The organism is Flavobacterium sp. J27, from assembly GCF_004303025.1.
Lineage (GTDB): Bacteria > Bacteroidota > Bacteroidia > Flavobacteriales > Flavobacteriaceae > Flavobacterium.
In genome coordinates, this window is record NZ_PJQW01000009.1 from 5,327 (window position 1) to 29,047 (window position 23,721).

The window sequence follows — 23,721 nt, forward strand, 5'->3', positions numbered from 1 at the left end:
AACCTTGGTGGTTTCCTGCAACAGCTAATCTAGGTAAGTCAGTTGTATAAGGGGTTACTGTTAAAGTTATTACATTCGAATAAGAGACCAAACTTGCATTAGAGCCCAAAGAAGCTTTCAATCTTATATCTATATCAGTTGGGCTATATGGAATAGCACCTAAATTCATCATTAATCCGTTTAAAGTTTCAACAGTCCATGTCATAAATCTACTTGTGGTATTTCCACCTACTTCAAAAGTTGAAAAATCACTTCCTGACAAAGCTACTTGAACTTCATAATTCACCTCAGTTTGAACTGAATATTTAGCATGATTCCAAACTAAAGTGGTTGCCTCATTATTAGGGTTAGCAGGGTTTAGTTCATAACTACTACCATCAACTGGAGAAACTAATTGAGGATTTTGATCTGCTTGAACAGTTACTTGCTCATCATTTTCACAAGAAAAATTAATACCTAATAAAAAGACAAGAGCTGATATTTTTAATATTTTTTTCATTTTTAAAACAATTTTATGTTAATAACCTGGATTTTGTGACAAATTAGGATTAGCTTGAAGAGCTGTCAATGGAATTGGAAACACATTATAAGTAGCAGGAATAGACGCACCATTTAGTGCATTTCCTTTCCATGGCCACAAATAACTTCCGCCTGTAAACATTCCAAAACGAATTAAATCACTTCTTCTATGTCCTTCCAACATCAACTCTCTACCTCTTTCATCAATTATAAAATTTAAGTCCAAATCAGAAGCTGTAATTGTTGCTGCATTTGATCGAGTTCTGATTTGATTTACATAACTAACTGCATCAGTAATAGTCCCTCCTGATGCACCTCTAACCACACATTCAGCATACATAAGATAAGCATCAGCCAATCTAAACAAAGGAAAATCCGTACCAGAAAAATCTGTTGGTGTAGTAGCTGACATATAATTATTATTTCTAAACTTAATAGATGGATAACCATTTGTCCATTCTTTATAATCTGTCATTTCGTAGGTATGACCATTTGTCCAAAAGAGCTGTGCTCTATCATCTGTTGATGTAGATAGATTTCCAAAAAGCCCATACCAAGCTTTAGTAGCTCTATGACCAGCCCATCCTTGCGTTGCTCCATAAGTACTTAAAGTCATTGTTGTACTATTTAAACTACCATTCACAATGTAAGTTGTATTACCATAACTTTGACTAACTAATGGATCTGCAATTAAAGGATAAATAATTTCAGTAGAAGTATTATTATCTCCAGTAAAATTTGAAGCAAAATTAACTGCTAAGTTATACCCTCCTTCATTGATAACTTTTTTGGTATAAGTTAAAGCATCTGAATATCTATCAATACCTGTATATACTTGGGCATTTAAATATAATTTTGCCAATAGCATTCTAACTACTGATTTATTAGCTCTACCGTAATCGTTTGTTGTAACAATTCTATCCTCAATATCCAAAAGCTCTGATTCTACGAAGTTAAACAAGTCTAATCTTGATGCTTCTGGCAAAGGTGTTGAAACACCAGCATTATCTTCAGTAACTAAAACACCTTTTCCAAAACAGTCAATCATATAGAAATAGGCTAATGATCTTAAAAATCGTACTTCACTTATGATTGATTCTTTATTAGGGACGTCAACATTGTTAAGAACCACCAATAAATTATTACACTGAGGAACGGTATAATAAACACGATTATAGAGGTATCTAAAGAATTTATTATTTTCATCCCAATTTGATGTAGTTGTTAACTGATCTAAACCATTATCTCCCCAACGGTTTTTCATTCCATCTGCTGTAAATTCTTGTAGATTTATAATTCCTCTCAAGAATGGTGACTCACCTGGATCGTCACTAATATCTGAAGAACCTGGTCCATCTGGTCCAGATAAAGCAAATGAACCATACAATTTTGACATAATACCTGTAATTGCATTTGGATCTTTCTGTAGTAATTGTTCCAAAGACAATTCTACTTTTGGTTCTGTATTTAAATCATCTGTACAACCAGAGAACAAAACAGAACACAAAATAAATAAGCTTAATAATTTAATTCTTTTCATATTGCATTTTTTAGAAATCCATACTTAAACCAAAAGTATACGACTTAGGCCTTGGATAAAAATTAGTATCAATCGCATTAAAGTTTTCAGGATCTTGACCTGTGTACTTAGTTATTAAGAAAGGATTGTTTAAAGCACCATAAACTCTTAAAGTAGAACTTTTAATTAGCTTATTGAATTTATAACCAAGTATTATATTCTCACATCTTAAGAAAGTGGCATCTTCTAAGAAATAATCTGAAAAAGTAGCATTTCCATTATAATTTTGAAAAGCTAAGTCTGCTTCACCAGAATAGAAATCAAGTACATTAGACAAACTATTATTATTAGTCGGAATTGCACTATCCACCCATCCTGAAGTGAGCTTTCTAGAATTATAAACTTGTCCTCCAAATTGACCTCTCCAACTAGAACTTAAGTCCCAATTTTTGTAATTAAAATTCAATCCAAATCCAAATGTCCAGTTTGGTCTCGCCGCTTTGTAATATCTATCATCATTATTGATAACATGATCTCCGTTTCTATCAACAAATGCTCCTGGAATAACGTTTCCATCAACATCATATAACTGCTCAAAAACCCAAAACGAGTATGGTTGCAGACCAACAACATGGTCTGCTATATTAACCCCTGTACCTGTTGGCAAATTTCCACCAGCTTGAACTTTATCCACATCTTTTAAGTCTGTCACTTTAATATAAGTGTAAGCCAAGTTTGTATATACGTCTAAATTAAAATCATCTTCTTTTAGTGGTTTAAAATTTAGATTTAATTCAAAACCTTTTCCTTCAGTACTTCCTACATTTTTCACAAATGTATCGGTTAATCCTTGACCAGGAGGTAAAGGGACTCTAGCTAACAAATCTTTAGTTTCTTTTTTATAAATATCAAAACTCCCTGATAAGAAACTATCTTTGAAGAAATCAAAGTCAAGCCCTAAATTATATGTGGTTGTTTTTTCCCATGTTAAATCTTCATTAAAGGCTAAAGCCGAGTATAAATTTGATCCTTGTAAATATTGACTACTAGTACTCCCAACATTAAACAAAGGAGTTGATGGATAAAAGCCCACTGTAGCTGTTATATCTTGTTGGCCAGTTTTACCCACTCCAATTCTTATTTTAGCATCATTTACAAATGATACATCTGTAAGAAAACTTTCTTGTTTTAACTTCCAAGCTAAAGCGGCAGATGGAAAATAACCCCATCTTTTGTCTTCTCTAAATAAAGATGAAGCATCTGCTCTAAAAGTTACTGTTAATAGATATTTATTTGCTAAATCTATATTAGCTCTACCAAAGAAAGATTGTAAATTTAAAACATTATAATATCTATTATTAGGGTTATTAACATTTGGCTGAACTTCTCTTAAACCTGTTGTTAAATTATATCTGTAGATTTCTTTATTCCCATCGTTTTTAAAGTTCTGATATGAATAACCACCTTGAATGTCAAATTTATTTAAAAACCCATCAAAAGACTTACTATAAGCCAAATAAGAATCCATTGTTACATTCGTCATTTTTTGATTTTCTAAATAATTAATACCTGGGTTGAAAATAAAATCAGTATCACTATTTATTACTCTATAAGTAGCTAAAGCATTATCTGTATAAAGCTCTCTTATTCTTGCTTTCGAAGCATCAATTCCTAAATTTAATACCGCTCTAAGGTCTGGAAGAAAATGCATTTTATAATCAAATTCCATATTTCCTAAAAAGCGTAATACTCTTTCTGGTCTAGATCTTTGCTCTAATAAAGCTAAAGGGTTATACTGACCACTTATATTGTTTGAATTTGTCACCAAATCTTGATAATAACCTCCAAATCTATTTGAAGCTGAATAATCATATAATGGTTTAGTAGGATCCATTTTAATAGCACCGCCTAAAGCACCATCTTCATCAATTGAGTTTTTCACAACACTTATTAATCTAGCATTGGCATCAATTTTTAAATGATCTTTAAATAATTTAGGTGATAATTTTAATGAGTAATTATATCTTTCATAATCATTGGTTTTAACAATTCCTTCGTTTTTAGTATATGAAACAGAGGCTCTCATAGGCAAAACTTTGTACAAATTCGCTTTTGCACTAAAATTATGATCAGTAGAAATTGCAGTTCTATAAATTGCATCTTGCCAATCCGTATCAAATAAGATTCTTCCTTCTATAACATTTGGGGTAGACAAATCATCTGTAGCTGTAGAATTAGGATCATCTATTCCTAAAAAATTCGTGTAAGTAGGATGGTATTGTTGTATAAATTTAGTAAAATCACTTCCATTCATTACTTCTATTTTTTTACCAACTTTTGATACAGAAACATTTGCTGAATAATTATATTGTGCTTCTCCAGAAGTACCTTTCTTTGTTGTTATAATTATAACTCCATTGGAAGCACGAGAACCATATATTGCTGATGCAGACGCATCTTTCAAAACGGTAAAACTTTCTATATCATTAGGATTAATGAACGATAATGGATTACTAACCCCAGCTTGAGTAGTATTATCAACTGGAATCCCATCAATAACTATTAACGGACTACTATTTGCGTTTAAAGAAGAACCTCCTCTAATTCTGATATTGGGAGCCGAATCAGGCTGACCACCCTTTGTAGTTATTCTAACACCAGCAACTTTACCAGTCAATAATTGATCAGCAGAAACTATAGCTCCTTTATTAAAATCTTTTGCTGTAACAGAAACTAAAGATCCCGTTGCGTCTTCTTTCTTCACAGAACCATAACCAATCACTACTACTCCTTCTAATTGATTCGCATCTTCGGTCATTAAAATAGTAATTTCTGTTTGACCTTTATAAATAAATGTCTGTTTTACAAATCCTACATAAGAGAAAATAATTTGATCTCCATCTGATAAATTTGAGAGCATGAAGTTTCCATCAAAATCTGTTGATGTTCCTGAGTTGCTATTTGCTACCGATATATTCACACTTGGCAATGGGGATTGCGTGGCACTATCTAGCACTCTACCTTTTAAAATATTTTGTGCAAAAGTACCCAAGGGCAATACTACCAGCATTAAAAAAAATAGCTTTTTTTGTAATGTTTTCATACAATTTGTTTAGGGTTAAATCTTTAATTATTTTTGCTTATAATTCACTTCTAATGTTAAATTTATGTAAAAAAAGCGTAAAAAAAAACCTAGCTCTAATTATGGTATACCGAAAACGTTTTCGTGTTGAAAACTTTATTAATTCAATGCATTTTTTACATTAAAATTACGATACTAAGAAAAATAAAAGTACTTTTATTGAAAATATTAAATTTACAAAAAATGCAATGAAAAGAAAAGTAACTTTAAAACAAATTGCCAAAGAATTAGATGTATCAATTTCTACTGTATCCAAATCTTTAAAAAACAGTCCTGAAATTAGTGAAGATACTCGTTTAAAAGTTCAAGCATTTGCAAAACTATATAATTACAAACCAAACAACATTGCCTTAAGTTTAAAAAATAAAAAAACAAAGACTATAGGTATTATTATTCCTGAAATTGTACATCACTTTTTTGCCACTGTAATTAGTGGTGTAGAACAAGTAGCAAACGAACAAGGCTATAATGTTATTGTGTGTCTCTCTGATGAATCTTTTGACAAAGAAGTAATCAACTTAGAAATGCTGGCTAACGGAAGTACTGACGGTTTTATCATGTCGCTTTCAAAAGAAACACAACAAAAAAAAGACTTTCACCATTTACAAGAGGTAATCAACCAAGGCATGCCTATTGTTATGTTTGATAGAGTAGCCAATGAAATTCTAGCAGACAAAGTTATTATCGATGATTTATTAGCGGCTTATCAAGCAGTTAATTACTTAATTGAAGAAGGAAGGAAAAAAATTGCTTTAATTACTACAGTAGATTATGTGAGTGTAGGCAAATTAAGAACCGAAGGGTACTTGAAAGCGTTAACCGATCATAACATACCTATTAATGAAGATATCATTTTAAAAATTGAAGACATTGACAACTGTTCTGATGTTATCCAAAAACTAATTTTGGAACAAGAAATCGATGGCGTTTTTGCTGTAAATGAGCTTTTTGCTGTAGTTGCAATTAAAGAAGCATTAAAAAAAGGAGTGAAAATTCCAGACGAGATGTCAATAATTGCATTTACAGATGGAATCATTTCAAAATTTTCAACTCCAACTATCACTACTGTAAGTCAGAATGGTGTAAAAATGGGAAGAAAAGCGGCTGAAATGCTTATTGAAAGACTAGAAGCCGAAGATGAGGAAGACGAAAGATATCGCACTGAAGTAATTGAGACAAACCTCATTTCCAGAGAATCTACGCAAACGTGATAGTTCACCATAAACAACTGAAAAACAATATCTTAAAAAATAAAAAAAAACACTATTTACAAGAAAAAAAGTAGTTAAAAAAATTTTTTAGAATAAAATAAGATATATATTTGTACTCAATCAAAGCTTATAATACACTTCTACACTATTAAGTTTTGATAAGCAATAACGCTTATCGTAAATCAATTAAAAATTACGATAATGGAAAAGCGTAAGTTAAGTTTCTGGGAAATTTGGAACATGAGTTTCGGTTTTTTAGGAATTCAGTTTGGTTTTGCATTACAAAATGCTAACACCTCAAGAATTTTCGATACTCTTGGTGCTGAAGTAGATAAAATTGGTCTCTATTGGTTAGCAGCTCCATTAACTGGACTTATTGTGCAACCTATAGTAGGTTACTTTTCAGATAGAACTTGGACAAAACTTGGAAGGCGCAGACCCTACTTTTTAGCAGGTGCTCTATTATCATCTATTGCCTTATGCATTATGCCAAATTCTCCCACATTATGGGTAGCAATTGGTACGCTTTGGATTATGGACTCTTCCATTAATATTTCTATGGAGCCTTTTAGAGCTTTTGTGGGTGACAATTTACCAGAAAGACAACGTACTTTAGGATTTTCTATGCAAAGTTTCTTTATTGGTGTAGGTGCTGTAGTAGGTTCTGCATTACCCTATATTTTCACAAACTGGTTTGGAATAGAAAATACTGCTCCAGCTGGAATTATTCCTCCTTCTGTTAAATGGTCATTTTACATAGGCGGTTTTGTATTTCTTATAGCAGTATTATGGACTGTTTTTAATTCCAAAGAATATTCTCCTGAAGAATTAGAGCAATTTGAAAAAATAAAAGAACCTCAACCAAATAAGATTGAAAACAGCCAATCATTGGTTCCTGTGAAAAAACAGTTCAACTATGGAATGATACTAACCACCATAGGCGCAATAGCATTAACTTATGTTTACCACATTAATAAAGAAGACAATAAGCATAAAGAACTGTATATTTTAGCTATAGGCTTATTTATAACTGGAATCCTTTTTATTGTCGTTTCTCAACTTCGTAAAGCAAAAGTTAGAAATGGATTCACTGTTATTGTTACCGATTTATTAAACATGCCTAAAACCATGAAACAATTAGCATGGGTGCAATTCTTTTCTTGGTTTGCCCTATTTTCTATGTGGATTTACACCACAAAATCGGTGACTGGGCACGTATTTAACACTTTTGACACTACATCAAAAATATATAATGACGCCGCAGATTGGGTTAGTGTTATGTTTACTGTTTATAATGGTGTGGCAGCAGCTGTTGCATTCTTACTTCCAGTAATAGCAAAAAGAACTAGTAATAAATTTACGCATATGTTAGCTTTAGTTGCTGGTGGTTTAGGATTAATTTCTATTTATTTCTTATCAGACAAAACGGGACTATTATTAGCTATGGTAGGAGTAGGTATTGCTTGGGCAAGTATTCTCTCAATACCATATGCCATGTTGTCTGGTGCTTTACCTTCTAATAAAATGGGATATTATATGGGCGTCTTTAACTTTTTCATTGTTATTCCCCAAATCGTAGCAGGAACTATTTTAGGCTTTTTAGTGAATACCTTTTTTAACGATCAGCCGGTTTATGCTTTAATCATTGGAGGTTTTTCAATGATTTTTGCTGGACTGTTAACATTAACCGTAAAAACTAAAAGAAAATTGAATATTAATGAGCAATAAAACTTTCATATTTGACTTAGATGGAGTTATTGTTGATACGGCTAAATATCATTTTTTAGCGTGGCAACGATTGGCCTCACAATTAGGAATAGATTTTACACCAGAACACAATGAACAGTTAAAGGGAGTAAGTCGAGTTCGCTCTTTGGATATCATCTTAGAATTAGGCAATATTAAAGCGTCTACAGAAGATAAAGAAAAATGGTTACTCCAAAAAAACACAGAGTATTTAACTTATATAGACACAGTTAATCAATCTGAAATTTTACCAGGTGTATTGTCTGTTTTAAATTACCTTAAAGAGCATAATCAAAATATTGTGTTAGGAAGTGCTAGTAAAAACGCAAGACCAATTCTTGAAAAAACGAATATTATACACTATTTTGATGTCATAGTAGACGGTAATGATGTGACTAATGCCAAACCAGACCCAGAAGTATTCTTACAAGGCGCAAAGAAAATGAACGCAATTCCTACAAATTGTATTGTTTTTGAAGACTCTGTTGCAGGTATTCAAGCAGCTAATATCGCTCAAATGACAAGTATTGGAATAGGTGAAAAAGAAGTACTGCACGAAGCACAATATGTGTTTCCTAACTTTACTTTCATAGACACAATTTTTTTAGACAATTTATTGAAAAAATAAAATGAATCAGGATTATATCATACCAAATAATTGGTCAATTATTGAAGAAGGATTTAATGCAGCAAGTGTAAAATCCTCAGAAAGTTTATTTAGTATCGGAAATGGTGCTATGGGACAAAGAGCTAATTTTGAAGAAGACTATTCTGGCAGTACTTTTCAAGGTAGTTATATTGCTGGAGTGTATTATCCAGACAAAACTAAAGTAGGTTGGTGGAAAAATGGGTATCCAAAATATTTTGCCAAAGTCTTAAATGCTCCTAACTGGATAGGAATCGTTGTTGAGATTAATGGTGAATCACTCGATTTAGCTACCTGTAAAGAAATTAAAAATTTCAGAAGAGAATTAAATATGAAAGAAGGTTGGTACAATCGTTCTTTCGAAGCAATTCTTCAAAATAACACACAGGTCCAAGTTAATGTAACTCGTTTTCTTTCTTTAGATTTAGACGAACTAGGCGCCATTAAATATGAAGTAACGCCTGTAAACTCTGACGCAAAAGTGGTTTTCAAACCTTACCTAGACGCTGGAATTGAAAATGAAGACACCAATTGGGAAGAAAAGTTTTGGGAAACTTCAACTATTAGGCATGATGAAAACAAGGCATTTATTGTTGCGCGTACCTTAAAAACAAATTTTGTGGTTGCCACATTTATGCAAAATAGTATTTTAGTTAATAATGCTACCGCTAATGTTTTGCCTGTTGAAGTACACAAAGAAACTTCTAAAATTTCCTTTTCTTACGAAATAGCCGCAACTAAAGGACAAACTGTTAGTATTCAAAAACTTGGCGGGTATACAGTTTCTACAAACCATACTGAAGACAATTTAATTCTTGCGGCTAAAAAAGTTTTGGAGAAAGCGAATTCAAAAGGATTTGACGGTCTTTTAAACCAACAAAAAGAAGCTTGGGCAAAAATTTGGGAAATGAGCGACATCACTATAGATGGTGATGTTAAAGCACAACAAGGCATTCGATTTAATATTTTTCAATTAAACCAAACCTATTTAGGTAAAGATTCTCGATTAAATATAGGCCCGAAAGGATTTACTGGGGAAAAATATGGCGGTTCAACTTATTGGGATACCGAAGCGTATTGTATCCCATTTTATATGGCTACAAAAAATCAAAATGTAGCTAGAAGTTTATTAGAATATCGCTATAATCAATTAGACAAAGCCATTGAAAATGCGCAAAACAACTTAGGTTTTAAAAATGGTGCTGCTTTATATCCAATGGTTACTATGAATGGAGAAGAATGTCATAACGAATGGGAAATAACTCATGAAGAAATTCATCGTAATGGTGCTATTGCATTTGCTATTTTCAACTATTATAGATACACTGGTGATTATTCTTATATACCCGAAAAAGGATTAGAAGTTTTAATTGGTATTGCTCGTTTTTGGTTCCAAAGAGCCACCTTTTCAAAACATAAAAACAAATATGTTATTTTAGGTGTTACTGGACCTAATGAATACGAAAATAATGTAAACAATAATTGGTACACAAATTACATCGCTAAATGGTGTATTGATTATACTTTTGATCAAATCCAGAAAGTGAATGCGGAATATCACTCAGATTACTTACGTATAATGCAAAAAGTGAATCTGAATGATAACGAATTAACGTCATGGAAAAAAGTAGCCGACAACCTATATTTCCCATATTCAGAAGAATATGGTGTATTTCTTCAACAAGATGGTTTCTTAGATAAAGAATTGGTTAAAGTTTCTGATTTAGACAAATCGCAACGTCCAATCAATCAAAAGTGGTCATGGGATCGCATTTTACGTTCTCCATATATTAAACAAGCTGACATCCTTCAAGGGTTTTATTTTTTTGAAGATCACTTTACTAAAGAACAATTAGAAAAACATTTTGACTTTTACGAACCCTTTACTGTTCATGAAAGTTCACTTTCTCCTTGCGTTCACTCTATCCAAGCTGCAGTTTTAGGCCGAATGGAACAAGCCTATACTTTTTATTTGCGCACTTCTCGTTTGGATTTAGATGATTACAACAAAGAAGTTCATGAAGGGCTACATATTACTTCTATGGCAGGTACATGGATGAGTATTGTGGAAGGCTTTGGAGGAATGCGTATTAAAAACAATGTATTGCATTTTGAACCAAGAATTCCTTCACAATGGCAAGGCTATTCATTCAAAATTAACTTCAGAAATGCTATTGTAAAAGTAGAAGTCAGCCATCAAGAAACCAAAGTAACCGTAGAAGGTAATCAAGAAATAGATATTGTTGTAAACGGAACACCACAATTAGTTAAAAACCAGTAAAATGAATACAATTAAAACACTACTAATTTTAGTAGCGCTATCCTTTTTAAATGTTCAAGCGCAAGAGTTAAAATCACCAAATGGGAAATTTGTAATGCATTTTGCTTTACTAAATGATGGAACTCCTACTTACCAATTGACCTATTTGAATAAAGAAATTATCAAAAAAAGTAAATTAGGATTAGAATTACAAAATGATTCTAAATCACTTTTAAATGATTTTACAATTGTTCAAGCAACTCCAGCTACTTTCAATGAAACTTGGAAAACAGTTTGGGGTGAAGAAACAGAAATCCAAAATCACTACAATGAATTAGCGGTTCTCCTCAAGCAAAATAAAACAGATCGAGAAATAATTATTCGCTTTCGATTATTTAATGATGGACTTGGCTTTAGATATGAATTCCCACAACAAAAAAACCTTGTCTATTTTACAATTAAAGAAGAAAGAACCGAGTTTGCCATGACTGGTGATCATACCGCTTTTTGGATTCCAGGTGACTATGATACGCAAGAATATGATTATACAGAATCGAAACTTTCTGAAATAAGAGATTTATTTCAAACCGCATTAACTACGAATGCTTCTCAAGAACAATTTTCTGAAACAGGTGTACAAACTTCTTTAATGATGAAAGCGGCTGATGGCTTATACCTCAACATTCATGAAGCTGCCTTAATTGATTATTCTTGTATGCACCTTAATTTAGACGATAAGAACCTAGTTTTTCAATCGCATTTAACTCCTGATGCACAAGATAACAAAGGCCATTTACAAGCCCCTTGTGTTTCTCCATGGAGAACTATTATCGCAAGTTATGATGCCAGAGATATTTTAGCATCCAGAATGACATTAAATCTTAACGAACCTTGTAAAATTGAAGACACATCATGGATAAAGCCAGTAAAATATGTAGGGGTTTGGTGGGAAATGATTACAGGTAAAAGTTCATGGTCGTATACCAATGACTTCCCTTCCATTCAATTAGGAATTACAGATTATTCAAAAGCAAAACCAAACGGTACGCATGGAGCAAATACAAAACATGTAAAAGAGTTAATTGATTTTGCTGCTTTACATGGATTTGATGGTGTATTAGTAGAAGGTTGGAACCAAGGTTGGGAAGACTGGTTTGGTCAATCCAAAGATTATGTTTTCGATTTTGTGAGTCCATATCCAGATTTTGATGTGGAAGGTATTCATGAATATGCTAAGTCAAAGGGAGTTAAAATGATTATGCATCATGAAACATCGGGTTCAGCTCGTAATTATGAGCGTCATTTAGATCAAGCCTTTCAATTTATGAATAAACACGGGTACGAAGCAGTAAAAACAGGTTATGTGGGTGATATGTTACCTCGAGGTGAACATCATTATAGTCAATGGATACTCAATCATTACCAATATGTCATTGAAAAAGCAGTAGATTATAAAATTATGGTAAATGCGCATGAAGCGGTTCGTCCAACGGGAATTTGTAGAACCTACCCAAATATGATTGGAAATGAATCTGCAAGAGGGACCGAATTTCAAGCTTTTGGAGGTTCAAAACCAAACCACACTACCATTTTACCTTTTACGAGATTAATTGGTGGACCAATGGATTATACTCCTGGCGTATTTGAAATGGATATCTCAAAAGTAAACCCAAATAATGATTCCCATGTAAATACTACCTTAACGAATCAATTAGGTTTGTATGTAGTAATGTATAGCCCATTACAAATGGCTGCCGATTTGCCAGAAAATTACAATCGCTTTTTAGATGCTTTTCAATTCATTAAAGATGTTCCTGTAGCTTGGTCTACCTCAAAATATCTTGAAGCAGAACCTGGTTATTATATCACCATTGCGAGAAAAGATAAAAATTCTAACAACTGGTTTATTGGAAATAATAACGGGGCAAGTCCAAGAACCGCAACAATAAACTTGGATTTCCTAGATAAAGACAAAAAATACGAAGCGACTATCTATGCCGATGCTAAAAATGCAGATTACAAAACAAACCCGCAAGCTTATACGATTACAAAACAAAAAGTAACCCACAAGTCAAAATTAAAAATGACTTCTGCAGCAGGCGGTGGCTATGCGATTAGCATCGTAGAAATAAAATAATATTACAAAAGACAGTGGTTATAAATTGCTGTCTTTTTCATTTAATACCAAATTGAAATGAAAAAAAATAAGCTCATCTTATTATTCGCCATATTCTTTACTACTCTTTCTATGGCTCAAATCACAAAAATGGAACCTCCTTTTTGGTATGAGGGCATGAAAAAAAGCGAAATACAAATTTTATTTTATGGAAAAGATATTGCTGAAAATTCGGTAACTGTATCAAAACCCGTAATTATTACCAACCTAACGAAAACCGAAAATCCAAATTATTTATTTGTAACCATAGATACAAAAACTATAAAGGCTCAAACTCTAGAATTCACTTTTAAAAATGGCAAGAAGACTTTTTCTCAACCTTTTGAAATTAAAAAAAGAAGAGCCGATTCAGCCATTAGAAAAAGCTTCGATGCATCTGATGTTATCTATTTACTAATGCCAGATCGTTTTGCCAATGGTAATGAAGCCAATGACTCTTCTCCTAATTTAACAGAAAAAGGAAATAGAGATTTACCTGGCGGAAGACATGGTGGAGATATACAAGGAATTATCGATCATTTGGACTATATACAAGAATTAGGAGCAACAGCAATTTGGTCTACTCCTCTTTGCGAAGATAACGACAAAGGGTATTCTTACCACACTTATGGTCAATCGGATGTGTACCAAATTGACGCTCGTTATGGAACCAATGAAGACTACAAAAGACTGGCTTCAGAAATGCACAAACGCAATCTTAAATTGATTAAAGATTATGTTACGAATCATTGGGGTGCTGAACATTGGATGTTTAAAGACATGCCTTCTTACGATTGGTTCCATCAATTTCCAGGTTACGCACAAAGTAATTATCGAATGACTACTCAATACGATACTAATGGATCTAAACGCGATGCTAAATATTGTATGGACGGATGGTTTGTACCTAGCATGCCCGATTTAAATCAATCCAACCCTTTAGTATTAAATTACTTGATACAAAATGCGATTTGGTGGATCGAATTTGCAGATCTTGATGGTTATCGAGTAGACACGTATTCTTATAATGACAAAGACGGTATTGCCAAATGGACAAAAGCAATTACGGATGAGTATCCTTATTTTAATATTGTAGGCGAAGTGTGGATGCACGATCAAGCACAAATATCCTATTGGCAAAAAAACAGTCCCATTGCAAAAATTCAAAGTTATAATTCTTACTTGCCAAGTGTCATGGATTTTACCTTACATGATGCTTTTGGTTCAGTTTTTAATGAAAATGAAGCTAATTGGTCTAATGGAACAATTAAATTCTATGAAAATTTTGTCAATGATTTCTTGTATGATAATCCGAATAATTTATTAGTGTTTATCGAAAATCATGACACGGGTCGTTTTAACGAAATTTATAAAAATGACTTTAAAAAATTCCAGTTAGGGATGACTTTATTAGCAACTACTAGGGGAATTCCTCAAATTTATTATGGTTCAGAAATTGGAATGGCGGGTAATAAAGGAAAAGGTGATGCAGATATTCGTCAAGATTTTCCGGGCGGCTGGAAAGGCGATTCAAATAACGCTTTTACCAATTCAGGAAGAACCGAAATGCAAAAACAATATTTCAATTTTTCAAAAAAACTTTTGAATTGGAGAAAAAATAAAACGGTTATACATTCTGGTAAATTAACCCATTATATTCCTGAAAACAATGTATATGTGTATTTTCGTCATAATGACACTGAAAGTGTTATGGTTATTCTTAACAACTCTTTGAACAACCAAACTCTTAATCTCAATCGATTTGAAGAAAACATAAAAAAATTCACTTCAGGTAAAGATATTATTTCTAATGAAACCCTAAAATTGAATAACGAACTTTCAATAGAAGGGAAAACCGCATTAATTTTAGAATTACAATAAATGAAAAAATTTATATTCCTATTGTTAAGTAGTTTCGCTTTTTGTCAAGACAACATTCTTTCGTATACTCTTGAAAATTCAGGTAATTTTGAAGGCAAAATAGAACGTATCAATAGTTTCCCTTCTCAATTTATTGTTCCACGAACGGTAGATGTTTGGTTACCCAAAGCATATACTGCCACAAAAAAATACAATGTGTTGTATATGCACGATGGACAAATGTTGTTCGACGCAACAACAACTTGGAACAATCAAGAATGGCAAGTAGATGAAGTAGCTTCTAAACTAATGGAAGAAAATAAAGTGAATGATTTTATTGTGGTCGCTATTTGGAATATTCCAGAATTACGTCATACGGATTTATATCCGAAAAAGCCTTATGATTTACTTTCTGAAGCATGGAAAGAAAGGTTACAAGATGAAATACAAAAATCACATTTCCCTTTTGATGCAACAAAAATTAATTCGGATAATTATTTGAAATTTATTGTAGAAGAGGTAAAACCTTATATAGACAAAACGTATCCAGTGTATACTACTGCAAATCATACTGCGATTATGGGTTCTAGCATGGGTGGTTTAATTTCTATGTACGCGCTTTGCGAATACCCTGAGATCTTTGGAAAAGCTGCCTGTTTATCGACACATTGGGTAGGTTTTCTAGATTTTGAAAACAATCCTATTCCAGAATCTTTTTTTAGGTATTTAACGAAAAAGCTACCCGATCCTAAAAACCATAGCATTTATTTCGATTATGGTACTGAAACCTTAGATGCAAGTTATTTGAAATATGAATACCGAGTAGATGAAATCTTAAAAGAAAAAGGATACACCAATTCAAATTCAAAAAATCTAAAATTTGAAGGTGAAAATCATTCCGAAAATTCATGGCAAAAGCGGATCCATATTCCAATGGAATTCCTTTTTAAAAAATAAAATAAAACATATGAAAAAAACAATCGTAGCCTTATCAATTCTAGTATCATTATGGAGTTGTAAAGAAGATAATAAAGAAACAATTAGTGAACCAATTGCTGATACCACAAAAGAAATAGTCGAATTTTCACCTGAAATGGCTGAAAATGCTGTTATTTATGAAGCCAATATTCGTCAATATTCCGCAGAAGGTACTTTTAATGCATTTACCAAAGACATTCCACAATTAAAAGAGTTAGGTGTTAAAATCATTTGGTTGATGCCTATTTTCCCAATTTCTGAAACGAAACGAAAAGCTACAGGTGGAGAAAACAGCAAATTCGCTTTCGAAATGCCAGAAGCAGAACAAGCAAAATATCTAGGCAGTTATTATGCTGTTTCGGATTTTAAGAAAGTAAATCCTGAATTTGGAACTATTGAAGATTTACGTAATCTAGTAACTACAGCTCATGATAATGGTATGTATGTTATTCTAGATTGGGTACCTAATCATACGGGTTGGGATCATGTTTGGATTAAAGAACATCCAGAATTCTACACCCAAAATGAAAAAGGTGAAATTATAGACCCTATTAACCCTGAAACAGGGGAAACTTGGGGCTGGACTGATGTGGCCGACTTGAATTATAACAATCAAGAGCTTCGTAAAACCATGACAAATGACATGTTACATTGGATTAAAAATGAAAACATAGATGGTTTTCGTTGTGATGTTGCGGGTAATGTTCCTACTGATTTTTGGCAACAAGCCATTCCTGCTTTACGTAAAGAAAAAAACATTTTCATGCTAGCAGAAGCTTGGGAACCCGAATTATTAAAAGACAATCTTTTTGACATGTGTTATTCTTGGGAAGGACATCATACGATGAATAAAATAGCGCAAGGAAAAGAAAATGTAACAAACTGGGACAGCTTCATGGATAAAAGACTAAAAGAATATGAAGCGGACGACATTTTAATGAATTTTGTAGACAATCATGATGAAAACTCATGGAATGGAACCATTCAAGAAAGATTAGGAGATGCTTCAGAAGTAATGATAGCACTATCCTATATGACTCCTGGAATGCCTTTAATTTATAGTGGTGACGAATATGGTTTAGATCGTCGTTTAAAGTTTTTTGAAAAAGATTCTATTCCAAAAGCGAAAGGAAAAAATTGGGCTATTTTCAAAAAATTGGGTGGTTTAAAAGTGAATCAAGTGGCCTTAAACGGAGGTAAAAACAAAGCGGCTTATAAAAGAATTCCAACCTCTAACAACCAAAATATTTTGGTCTTTGAAAGAGAGAAAAATGGAGAAAAAGTCATTTTTATAGCCAATTTATCCCAAAACAATCAAAATTTCACCACAGATTTAGAAGGGAAATTCAAAAATTTACTTACAAATGATGATTTTTCGTTAAATAAAAATCAAAATATAGAATTGAAACCTTGGAAATTTGTAATTTTGCAATAGTACAGGTTCATGTTTACCTGTTTGTTTGTTTGAATTGCGCGAATCTCCACTTTTAGATTCGCGCTTTTTCGTATATTTGAGTATGCAAAAAATAGGTCATCGTGGTGCCAAAGGTCACCTTACAGAAAACACATTAGAATCCTTCCAAAAAGCAATTGATTTAGGTGTGGATGCTATCGAATTAGATGTACACCAATGTGCTAGCGGTGAACTGGTTGTTTTTCATGATTTCACATTAGAAAGACTAACGAATGGTGAAGGTGAAATTTCGAAATTTACGTTGGAACAATTACAGCAATTAAAAATCACAAATCACTATTACATTCCAACCTTAATTGAAACATTAGACTTGATTGATAGAAAATGTAATATAAATATTGAACTAAAAGGACATCATACTGCTCAAGCTACCGCTTTGATAATTGAAGATTATGTTCAAAAAAACGGCTGGCAATATTCTGATTTTATTGTTTCTAGTTTTCAATATGAGGAATTAGAAACTTTTTATCATTTGGGTTCCAAAATACTTCTAGCGGTTTTAACTCAAGCTAGTGTAGAACAAGCTATAGAATGGGCAAAAAAATTCCAAGCTACTTATATTCATCCTCATTTTTCACTTTTAACGACCGACAATTGTAATTTTGCTAAAGAAAACAATCTAAAGATAAATACATGGACAGTGAATGATGCTCTAGACATTGAACACGTAAAAAAGTTTCCAATTGATGGTATTATTTCCGATTTTCCAGACAGAATATGAATACAAAATACGACATCCTAATTATTGGAGGTGGAGCCGCTGGTTTTTTTACCGCAATTAATATTGCTGAAAAAAATAAAAGTTACAAAATCGCTATTTTAGAACGCGGAAAAGAAGTGTTATCTAAGGTAAAAATCTCAGGTGGTGGAAGGTGTAATGTGACTCATGCTTGTTTTATTCCCAATGATTTAGTCAAATTTTACCCTAGAGGCGAAAGAGAACTTAAAGGACCATTCAATCAATTTTGTTCTGGAGACACCATTGAATGGTTTACCAATCATGGCGTTTCATTAAAAATAGAAGAAGATGGCAGAATGTTTCCAGAAACCGATTCTTCCCAAACCATAATAAACTGTTTTTTAGATGCTTGCAAAAAACTTAAAATAGATATTCTTACCTTTCAGAGTGTACAATCTCTATTTAAAAAAGAAATGGGCTGGAAAGTAGACACTAATTCTGATTCATTTTTGTGTAAAAAAGTCGTAGTAACTACTGGAAGTAACCCAAAGATTTGGGATATGTTGCGGCAATTAGGACACACCATTGTTCCACCTGTTCCCTCTTTATTTACCTTTAATATTAAGGACCCAAGAATAAAAGATTTAATGGGACTTTCTGCTTTGGCAACTGTAAAAGTAAAAGGAACGAATTTAAAAGCATCAGGACCTTTATTGATTACACATTGGGGAATGAGTGGTCCTGGCATTTTAAGGCTATCTGCATGGGGTGCACGTATTTTATTTGAAAAAAAATACCAATTTACATTGCAAGTGAATTGGTTAAACGAAATTTCTTTTGAAGAGTGTATAGAAACCTTAAAAGAACTAAAAGTTGAAAATAGTAAAAAACAAATAGCTACGTTTTGTCCTTTTGATTTCCCAAAACGATTATGGGAAAATCTAACCCAAGCAGCTGGCATAGCCCGTGATCTAAAATGGGCTGATTGTTCCAAAAAACAATTAATCACTTTAGCCGAACAGTTAACCAATGGTCATTTTCAAGTGAATGGTAAAAGTACTTTTAAAGAAGAATTTGTAACTGCAGGAGGTATTGATTTAAAAGAAATTAATTTTAAATCAATGGAGAGTAAAAGTTTACCAAACCTTTATTTGGCTGGCGAAATATTAAATATTGATGCTATTACTGGTGGATTTAATTTTCAGAATGCTTGGACTGGAGGGTTTTTAATTAGTGAGGCATTAAAATAAAAAAGACCGGTTTAAAACTGGTCTTTTTTATTTTATTTTTCTCTTCCGCCATCTAATATGGTTTGCCAATCTTTCAATTCTTGCCATTTTCCTTCATAACATAATTTAGCTTGTCTTGGCCAAGTTCCTGGATCATGAATTTGGAAACGCTCCCCCGCTTTGTTTAAAATTTCCCGACATCTATCTACTGATGTTTCTGACAAAGCTTTCCATGTTAAAATTCCAGAAGTTTTGAATAATTCTTCAATTTTTGGACCGATTCCTTCTATAATTTTTAAATCATTTTCATTAATCTTTTTACCAAAAACTGCTTTAGCAGCAAGAGCATCAAAAACAACAGTTACTACTGATGAAACACTGGTCTCTTGAATGGGTTTCACTTCAGTTGCAAAACTAGCTTTCATCTTATTTTGATCATTCAATTGAGCACGCATTTTATCCAAATCAGAACGCAATTGAGAGTTCATCCGATTACAACTATCTAAATCGTCTTGCAAAGAAGAAACATCTATTGTTGCTTTACTAGAAAACATTTTTCCAAGTAAATAGCCTAATATAGCACAAATAACACCTACCAAGGCTGGAATGATAAAACAAGGTAAATTCATAGTATTATAGTTTAGTTAGTTGTTTTATTTAATAGTAATTTCTGTTCGTCTGTTTTTAGCCCTACCTACTTCTGTTGCATTATCTGCTATGGGTTCTGATTCTCCTTTTCCATAAATTTCAATTTTATTTTCTGGAATACCATTGGCAACAAAATAATCTTTAGCAAATTTAGCCCGTTGTTCAGAATAATATTGATTGGTATGTCGTACTCCAGGATCGTTATCAGAATGACCTGTAATATTTATTTTAGCACCTTGCACATGATTTACATAGTCTACAATCGCTGCAATTCTTTCTTTTTCTTGTTGTGTTAGAATAATAGTCGATTGACCCGTATTAAAATACAATATTACTGGATTAGCATTGCTGTTTCTTTTAATGGTTTCCCAATCTTTTTCATTTTCCTTACTATATTCGTTAGACAACCAACTATAACGTACTGGTCCAAAAACGGTATCAGAATTTATCTTTAATTCTTCTTGCAACACATCTGATAATTCAATTTTAGCTTCAGGAATTCCTCTATTGACAAAATAGTTTTTTACTGCATTAGCTCTGGCTAATCCTAAATTTGGAAAAATAGAATTATTCTCTTCTTTGGAATTATACAAACCAGTAATCTTAAATTGAGCATCACTTTTTAATAATTCTTCTTTTAAATGTAAAACACCTCTTTGTACCGAATCTGAAACAGGTAAGAGAGGCGTAAAACTTGAAGTAAGAAAATTAAAATTTTCACTACAATAATAGTTTGTATTGGGCGAAGAAAAAGAAAAACCACTTTTTCTAGAACTAGTTTCTTTTTTGCTTTGCACAGATTCCTTTTTACTTTCTTTATTTTTTTCAGGAAGGAGGGTATCTACTGTACAACGGTTACAGCAAAAAGCAGTATAGAGCCAAGTTCCAATTAAAATTGTAATTACAATTCCAAGAAGATAGAGTACTTTTTTGGACATAATCTATAATTTTGATTACTATCAAAATTATAAAAAATTAACAAAAAAACAACTATAAAACTTTAAAAAACAAAAATATATTACATTATTTTTATCAGAAATTGAGAATATAAATTGAAAAAGTTAAAATGGTAGCAAACCCCACCCAAACTAAATAAGGGATTAAAAGAATCGCTGCTGTTTTATGTATATTTTTAAAGATAAGATACGTTTCAAAAATAAGTAACCAAAGTATGACGATTTCTATTAAAGCGAGTAAAATATTATGCAATCCGAAAAATAAATACGACCAAAAAGCATTTAATAGCAACTGAGTTACAAAATAAAATAGCCCTTTCTTTACTAGTTCAATATCTTTCTCTAACGCATTCCAAACTAATCCTCCTGCAATACCTATCAACAAATACAACACACTCCAAACAGGTGCAAATAATTGATTGGGTGGATTAAAAAATGGTTTTTTCAAAGTAGGATACCATGTTTCTATACTAGTTGCTGTAACCAAACTAGACAAATAACCTATTAACAAACAGATCGCAACCACACAAGCAATTTTTAGATACTTAGACATTGTATTTAATTTTAAAACAAATTAACGAATAAACTCACAAACAAGTAAATCAAAATTGGTATTTTTGCACAAATTTTCAATTATGTTATCTGAAAAGGATTTTATTACAAATAAATATGCCACTATAGAAACCGCCTCCTTTGAATGGAGTGCACCAAGCAACATTGCACTTGTCAAATATTGGGGCAAAAAAAGCAATCAAATCCCTGCCAATCCTTCCATTAGTTTTACTTTAAATAATTGTAAAACAATTACAAAATTATGGGTTACAAAAAAAAACGACACAACTTCCTTATCTTTCGATTTACTGTTTGAAGGAAAACCTAAAGAGTCGTTTCAACCAAAAATTCAAAAATTCTTAGAGCGAATAGTAACATATTGTCCTTATTTAAAAGAATATCATTTGGCAATTGACACAAAAAACACCTTCCCTCATAGTTCAGGAATAGCTTCTTCTGCCTCGGGCATGGCAGCTTTAGCTATGAACATCATGAGTTTAGAAAAAACATTAGTTCCTGAAATTTCTGAAGATTATTTTTATAAAAAAGCCTCATTTTTAGCACGTTTAGGCAGTGGGAGTGCCTGTAGAAGCGTTAAAGGAGAAGTGGTTATTTGGGGAAACCACCAAGAAACCAACAATAGCTCTGATTTATTTGGGGTGGAATTTACATCAATTCACGAAAATTTTAAAAACTATCAAGACACCATTTTATTAGTAGATAAAGGCGAAAAACAAGTTTCAAGCACTGTGGGTCATGATTTAATGCACCATCATCCTTTTGCCACAAAAAGATTTGAACAAGCGCAAGACAATCTCACTCACATTAAAAGCATTTTGTCATCTGGAAATTTGGTCGAATTTATTAAAATAGTAGAAAGCGAAGCATTAACATTACACGCAATGATGATGACTTCGTTACCTTATTTCATTTTAATGAAACCAAATACATTAGAAATTATTAATCGAATTTGGAAATTTAGAACAACAACAACTATTCCAGTATGTTTCACACTTGATGCTGGAGCTAATGTACACATTTTATACCCTAAAGAGGCCACAGAAAAAGTTTTAGAATTTATTAAGAATGAATTAGTTGGCTATTGTCAAAATGGTCAGTATATTTGCGACCAAATTGGCACAGGTGCTCATTCGATTTAATTTTTTTGTATCTTTACGAAACCCTATTTAAAACGCCCTATGAAAGGACCATTATTTTACTCAAAAATTTTACTTTTTGGAGAATACGGAATTATTCAAGACTCCAAAGGACTTTCTATACCTTATAATTTTTACAAAGGTGCTTTAAAAACAGACGAAAATCCTTCCAGTGAAGCCATATCTTCTAATAAAAGCCTAGAAAAATTCGCTTTTTATTTAGCTGATTTACAAAGCAAACAACCTGAACTAGTTACATTTAATTTAGAATCTTTACATCTTGACATTGCTAATGGAATGTATTTTGATTCAAGCATTCCTCAAGGATATGGTGTAGGTAGTAGTGGCGCTTTAGTAGCTGCAATTTATGATAAATACGCTTACAACAAAATAACCGTTTTAGAAAACCTTACTCGAGACAAACTATTACAATTAAAAGCCATTTTTTCACAAATGGAATCTTTTTTCCATGGTAAAAGCTCTGGTTTAGATCCCTTGAATAGTTATTTAAGCTTGCCTATATTAATAAATTCAAAAGACAATATAGAACCTACCGGAATTCCAAGCCAAAGCATGCAAGGAAAAGGGGCGGTTTTCTTAATTGATTCTGGGATTGTAGGAGAAACAGCTCCAATGGTGAGTATTTTTATGGAAAACTTAAAAGATAATGGATTCCGAAAAATGCTAAAATCACAATTCATTAAATATACAGATGCTTGTGTAGAAAACTTTTTACATGGCGATATCAAATCTTTATTTACAAATACTAAAAAATTATCAAAAGTCGTTTTGAATCATTTTAAACCAATGATTCCTGAACAATTTCATCAAATTTGGCAACACGGAATTGAAACCAACGATTATTACTTAAAACTTTGTGGATCAGGTGGTGGCGGTTACATTCTAGGTTTTACTGAAGATTTAGAAAAAGCAAAAGCCTCATTAAAAGATTATAAATTAGAAGTAGTTTATAATTTCTAAACATAAGAG

18 protein-coding genes are annotated in these 23,721 nt (G+C 32.3%); 12 read left to right on the forward strand and 6 right to left on the reverse strand.

Annotation, left to right across the window (positions count from 1 at the left end; translation table 11 throughout):
- The 3 genes from CX675_RS20010 to CX675_RS12960 form a co-directional block, all read right to left on the reverse strand.
- On the reverse strand, window positions 1-499 hold a 499-nt coding region (locus CX675_RS20010; RefSeq protein ID WP_205728635.1), incomplete at its 3' end, for a SusE domain-containing protein.
- An 18-nt stretch (window positions 500-517) separates the two neighbouring features.
- Window positions 518-2,059 carry a RagB/SusD family nutrient uptake outer membrane protein gene (locus CX675_RS12955; protein ID WP_130735667.1) on the reverse strand — a complete coding sequence of 514 codons (1,542 nt, stop codon included), beginning with the start codon at window positions 2,057-2,059 and terminating at the stop codon, window positions 518-520.
- 10 nt (window positions 2,060-2,069) lie between these two features.
- Window positions 2,070-5,141 carry a SusC/RagA family TonB-linked outer membrane protein gene (locus CX675_RS12960; RefSeq protein WP_130735668.1) on the reverse strand — a complete coding sequence of 1,024 codons (3,072 nt, stop codon included), beginning with the start codon at window positions 5,139-5,141 and terminating at the stop codon, window positions 2,070-2,072.
- 227 nt (window positions 5,142-5,368) lie between these two features.
- Here CX675_RS12960 and CX675_RS12965 point away from each other — a divergent pair, with 227 nt between their 5' ends.
- From CX675_RS12965 to CX675_RS13010, 10 genes are all read left to right on the forward strand, one after another.
- On the forward strand, window positions 5,369-6,391 hold the full coding sequence (locus tag CX675_RS12965) for a LacI family DNA-binding transcriptional regulator (protein ID WP_130735669.1): 1,023 nt from the start codon (window positions 5,369-5,371) through the stop codon (window positions 6,389-6,391).
- 201 nt (window positions 6,392-6,592) lie between these two features.
- Window positions 6,593-8,119: an MFS transporter gene (locus CX675_RS12970; RefSeq protein ID WP_130735670.1), complete on the forward strand. Its 1,527-nt coding sequence runs from the start codon at window positions 6,593-6,595 to the stop codon at window positions 8,117-8,119.
- Window positions 8,109-8,765: a beta-phosphoglucomutase gene (gene pgmB, locus CX675_RS12975; protein WP_130735671.1), complete on the forward strand. Its 657-nt coding sequence runs from the start codon at window positions 8,109-8,111 to the stop codon at window positions 8,763-8,765. The genes CX675_RS12970 and pgmB overlap by 11 nt, the downstream gene beginning before the upstream one ends.
- Before the next feature lies 1 nt (window position 8,766).
- Window positions 8,767-11,064, forward strand: coding sequence for a glycoside hydrolase family 65 protein (locus tag CX675_RS12980; RefSeq protein ID WP_130735672.1), 2,298 nt, complete (start codon window positions 8,767-8,769; stop codon window positions 11,062-11,064).
- A 1-nt stretch (window position 11,065) separates the two neighbouring features.
- Window positions 11,066-13,180: a glycoside hydrolase family 97 protein gene (locus CX675_RS12985; protein WP_130735673.1), complete on the forward strand. Its 2,115-nt coding sequence runs from the start codon at window positions 11,066-11,068 to the stop codon at window positions 13,178-13,180.
- Window positions 13,181-13,237: 57 nt separating this feature from the next.
- Window positions 13,238-15,079, forward strand: coding sequence for a glycoside hydrolase family 13 protein (locus CX675_RS12990; protein WP_130735674.1), 1,842 nt, complete (start codon window positions 13,238-13,240; stop codon window positions 15,077-15,079).
- A complete protein-coding gene (locus tag CX675_RS12995; protein ID WP_130735675.1) occupies window positions 15,080-16,015 on the forward strand; it encodes an alpha/beta hydrolase in 936 nt (311 codons plus the stop codon).
- Between the two features lie 10 nt (window positions 16,016-16,025).
- Window positions 16,026-17,471: an alpha-amylase family glycosyl hydrolase gene (locus tag CX675_RS13000; protein ID WP_130735676.1), complete on the forward strand. Its 1,446-nt coding sequence runs from the start codon at window positions 16,026-16,028 to the stop codon at window positions 17,469-17,471.
- An 82-nt stretch (window positions 17,472-17,553) separates the two neighbouring features.
- The gene (locus CX675_RS13005) at window positions 17,554-18,231 is read left to right on the forward strand and encodes a glycerophosphodiester phosphodiesterase family protein (RefSeq protein WP_130735677.1); all 678 of its coding nucleotides are present in this window, start codon (window positions 17,554-17,556) and stop codon (window positions 18,229-18,231) included.
- Window positions 18,228-19,439 carry an NAD(P)/FAD-dependent oxidoreductase gene (locus CX675_RS13010; protein WP_130735678.1) on the forward strand — a complete coding sequence of 404 codons (1,212 nt, stop codon included), beginning with the start codon at window positions 18,228-18,230 and terminating at the stop codon, window positions 19,437-19,439. The genes CX675_RS13005 and CX675_RS13010 overlap by 4 nt, the downstream gene beginning before the upstream one ends.
- 32 nt (window positions 19,440-19,471) lie before the next feature.
- Here CX675_RS13010 and CX675_RS13015 read toward each other — a convergent pair whose 3' ends face one another.
- The 3 genes from CX675_RS13015 to CX675_RS13025 all read right to left on the reverse strand — a co-directional run bounded on the left by CX675_RS13015 (window position 19,472) and on the right by CX675_RS13025 (window position 21,575).
- On the reverse strand, window positions 19,472-20,047 hold the full coding sequence (locus tag CX675_RS13015; protein WP_130735679.1) for a hypothetical protein: 576 nt from the start codon (window positions 20,045-20,047) through the stop codon (window positions 19,472-19,474).
- A gap of 24 nt (window positions 20,048-20,071) precedes the next feature.
- Entirely contained in the window at window positions 20,072-21,004 is a 933-nt protein-coding gene (locus CX675_RS13020; RefSeq protein ID WP_130735680.1) for an OmpA family protein, read from the reverse strand.
- 94 nt (window positions 21,005-21,098) lie between these two features.
- The gene (locus tag CX675_RS13025) at window positions 21,099-21,575 is read right to left on the reverse strand and encodes a TspO/MBR family protein (RefSeq protein WP_130735681.1); all 477 of its coding nucleotides are present in this window, start codon (window positions 21,573-21,575) and stop codon (window positions 21,099-21,101) included.
- Window positions 21,576-21,657: 82 nt separating this feature from the next.
- On the opposite strand from CX675_RS13025, the gene CX675_RS13030 reads away from it, so the two are divergent.
- Together CX675_RS13030 and CX675_RS13035 are read left to right on the forward strand one after the other, a co-directional pair.
- Complete coding sequence (locus tag CX675_RS13030; RefSeq protein WP_130735682.1) at window positions 21,658-22,734, forward strand: diphosphomevalonate/mevalonate 3,5-bisphosphate decarboxylase family protein; 1,077 nt, start codon at window positions 21,658-21,660, stop codon at window positions 22,732-22,734.
- Window positions 22,735-22,773: 39 nt separating this feature from the next.
- The gene (locus tag CX675_RS13035; protein ID WP_130735683.1) at window positions 22,774-23,712 is read left to right on the forward strand and encodes a mevalonate kinase; all 939 of its coding nucleotides are present in this window, start codon (window positions 22,774-22,776) and stop codon (window positions 23,710-23,712) included.
- Window positions 23,713-23,721: the final 9 nt, after the last annotated feature.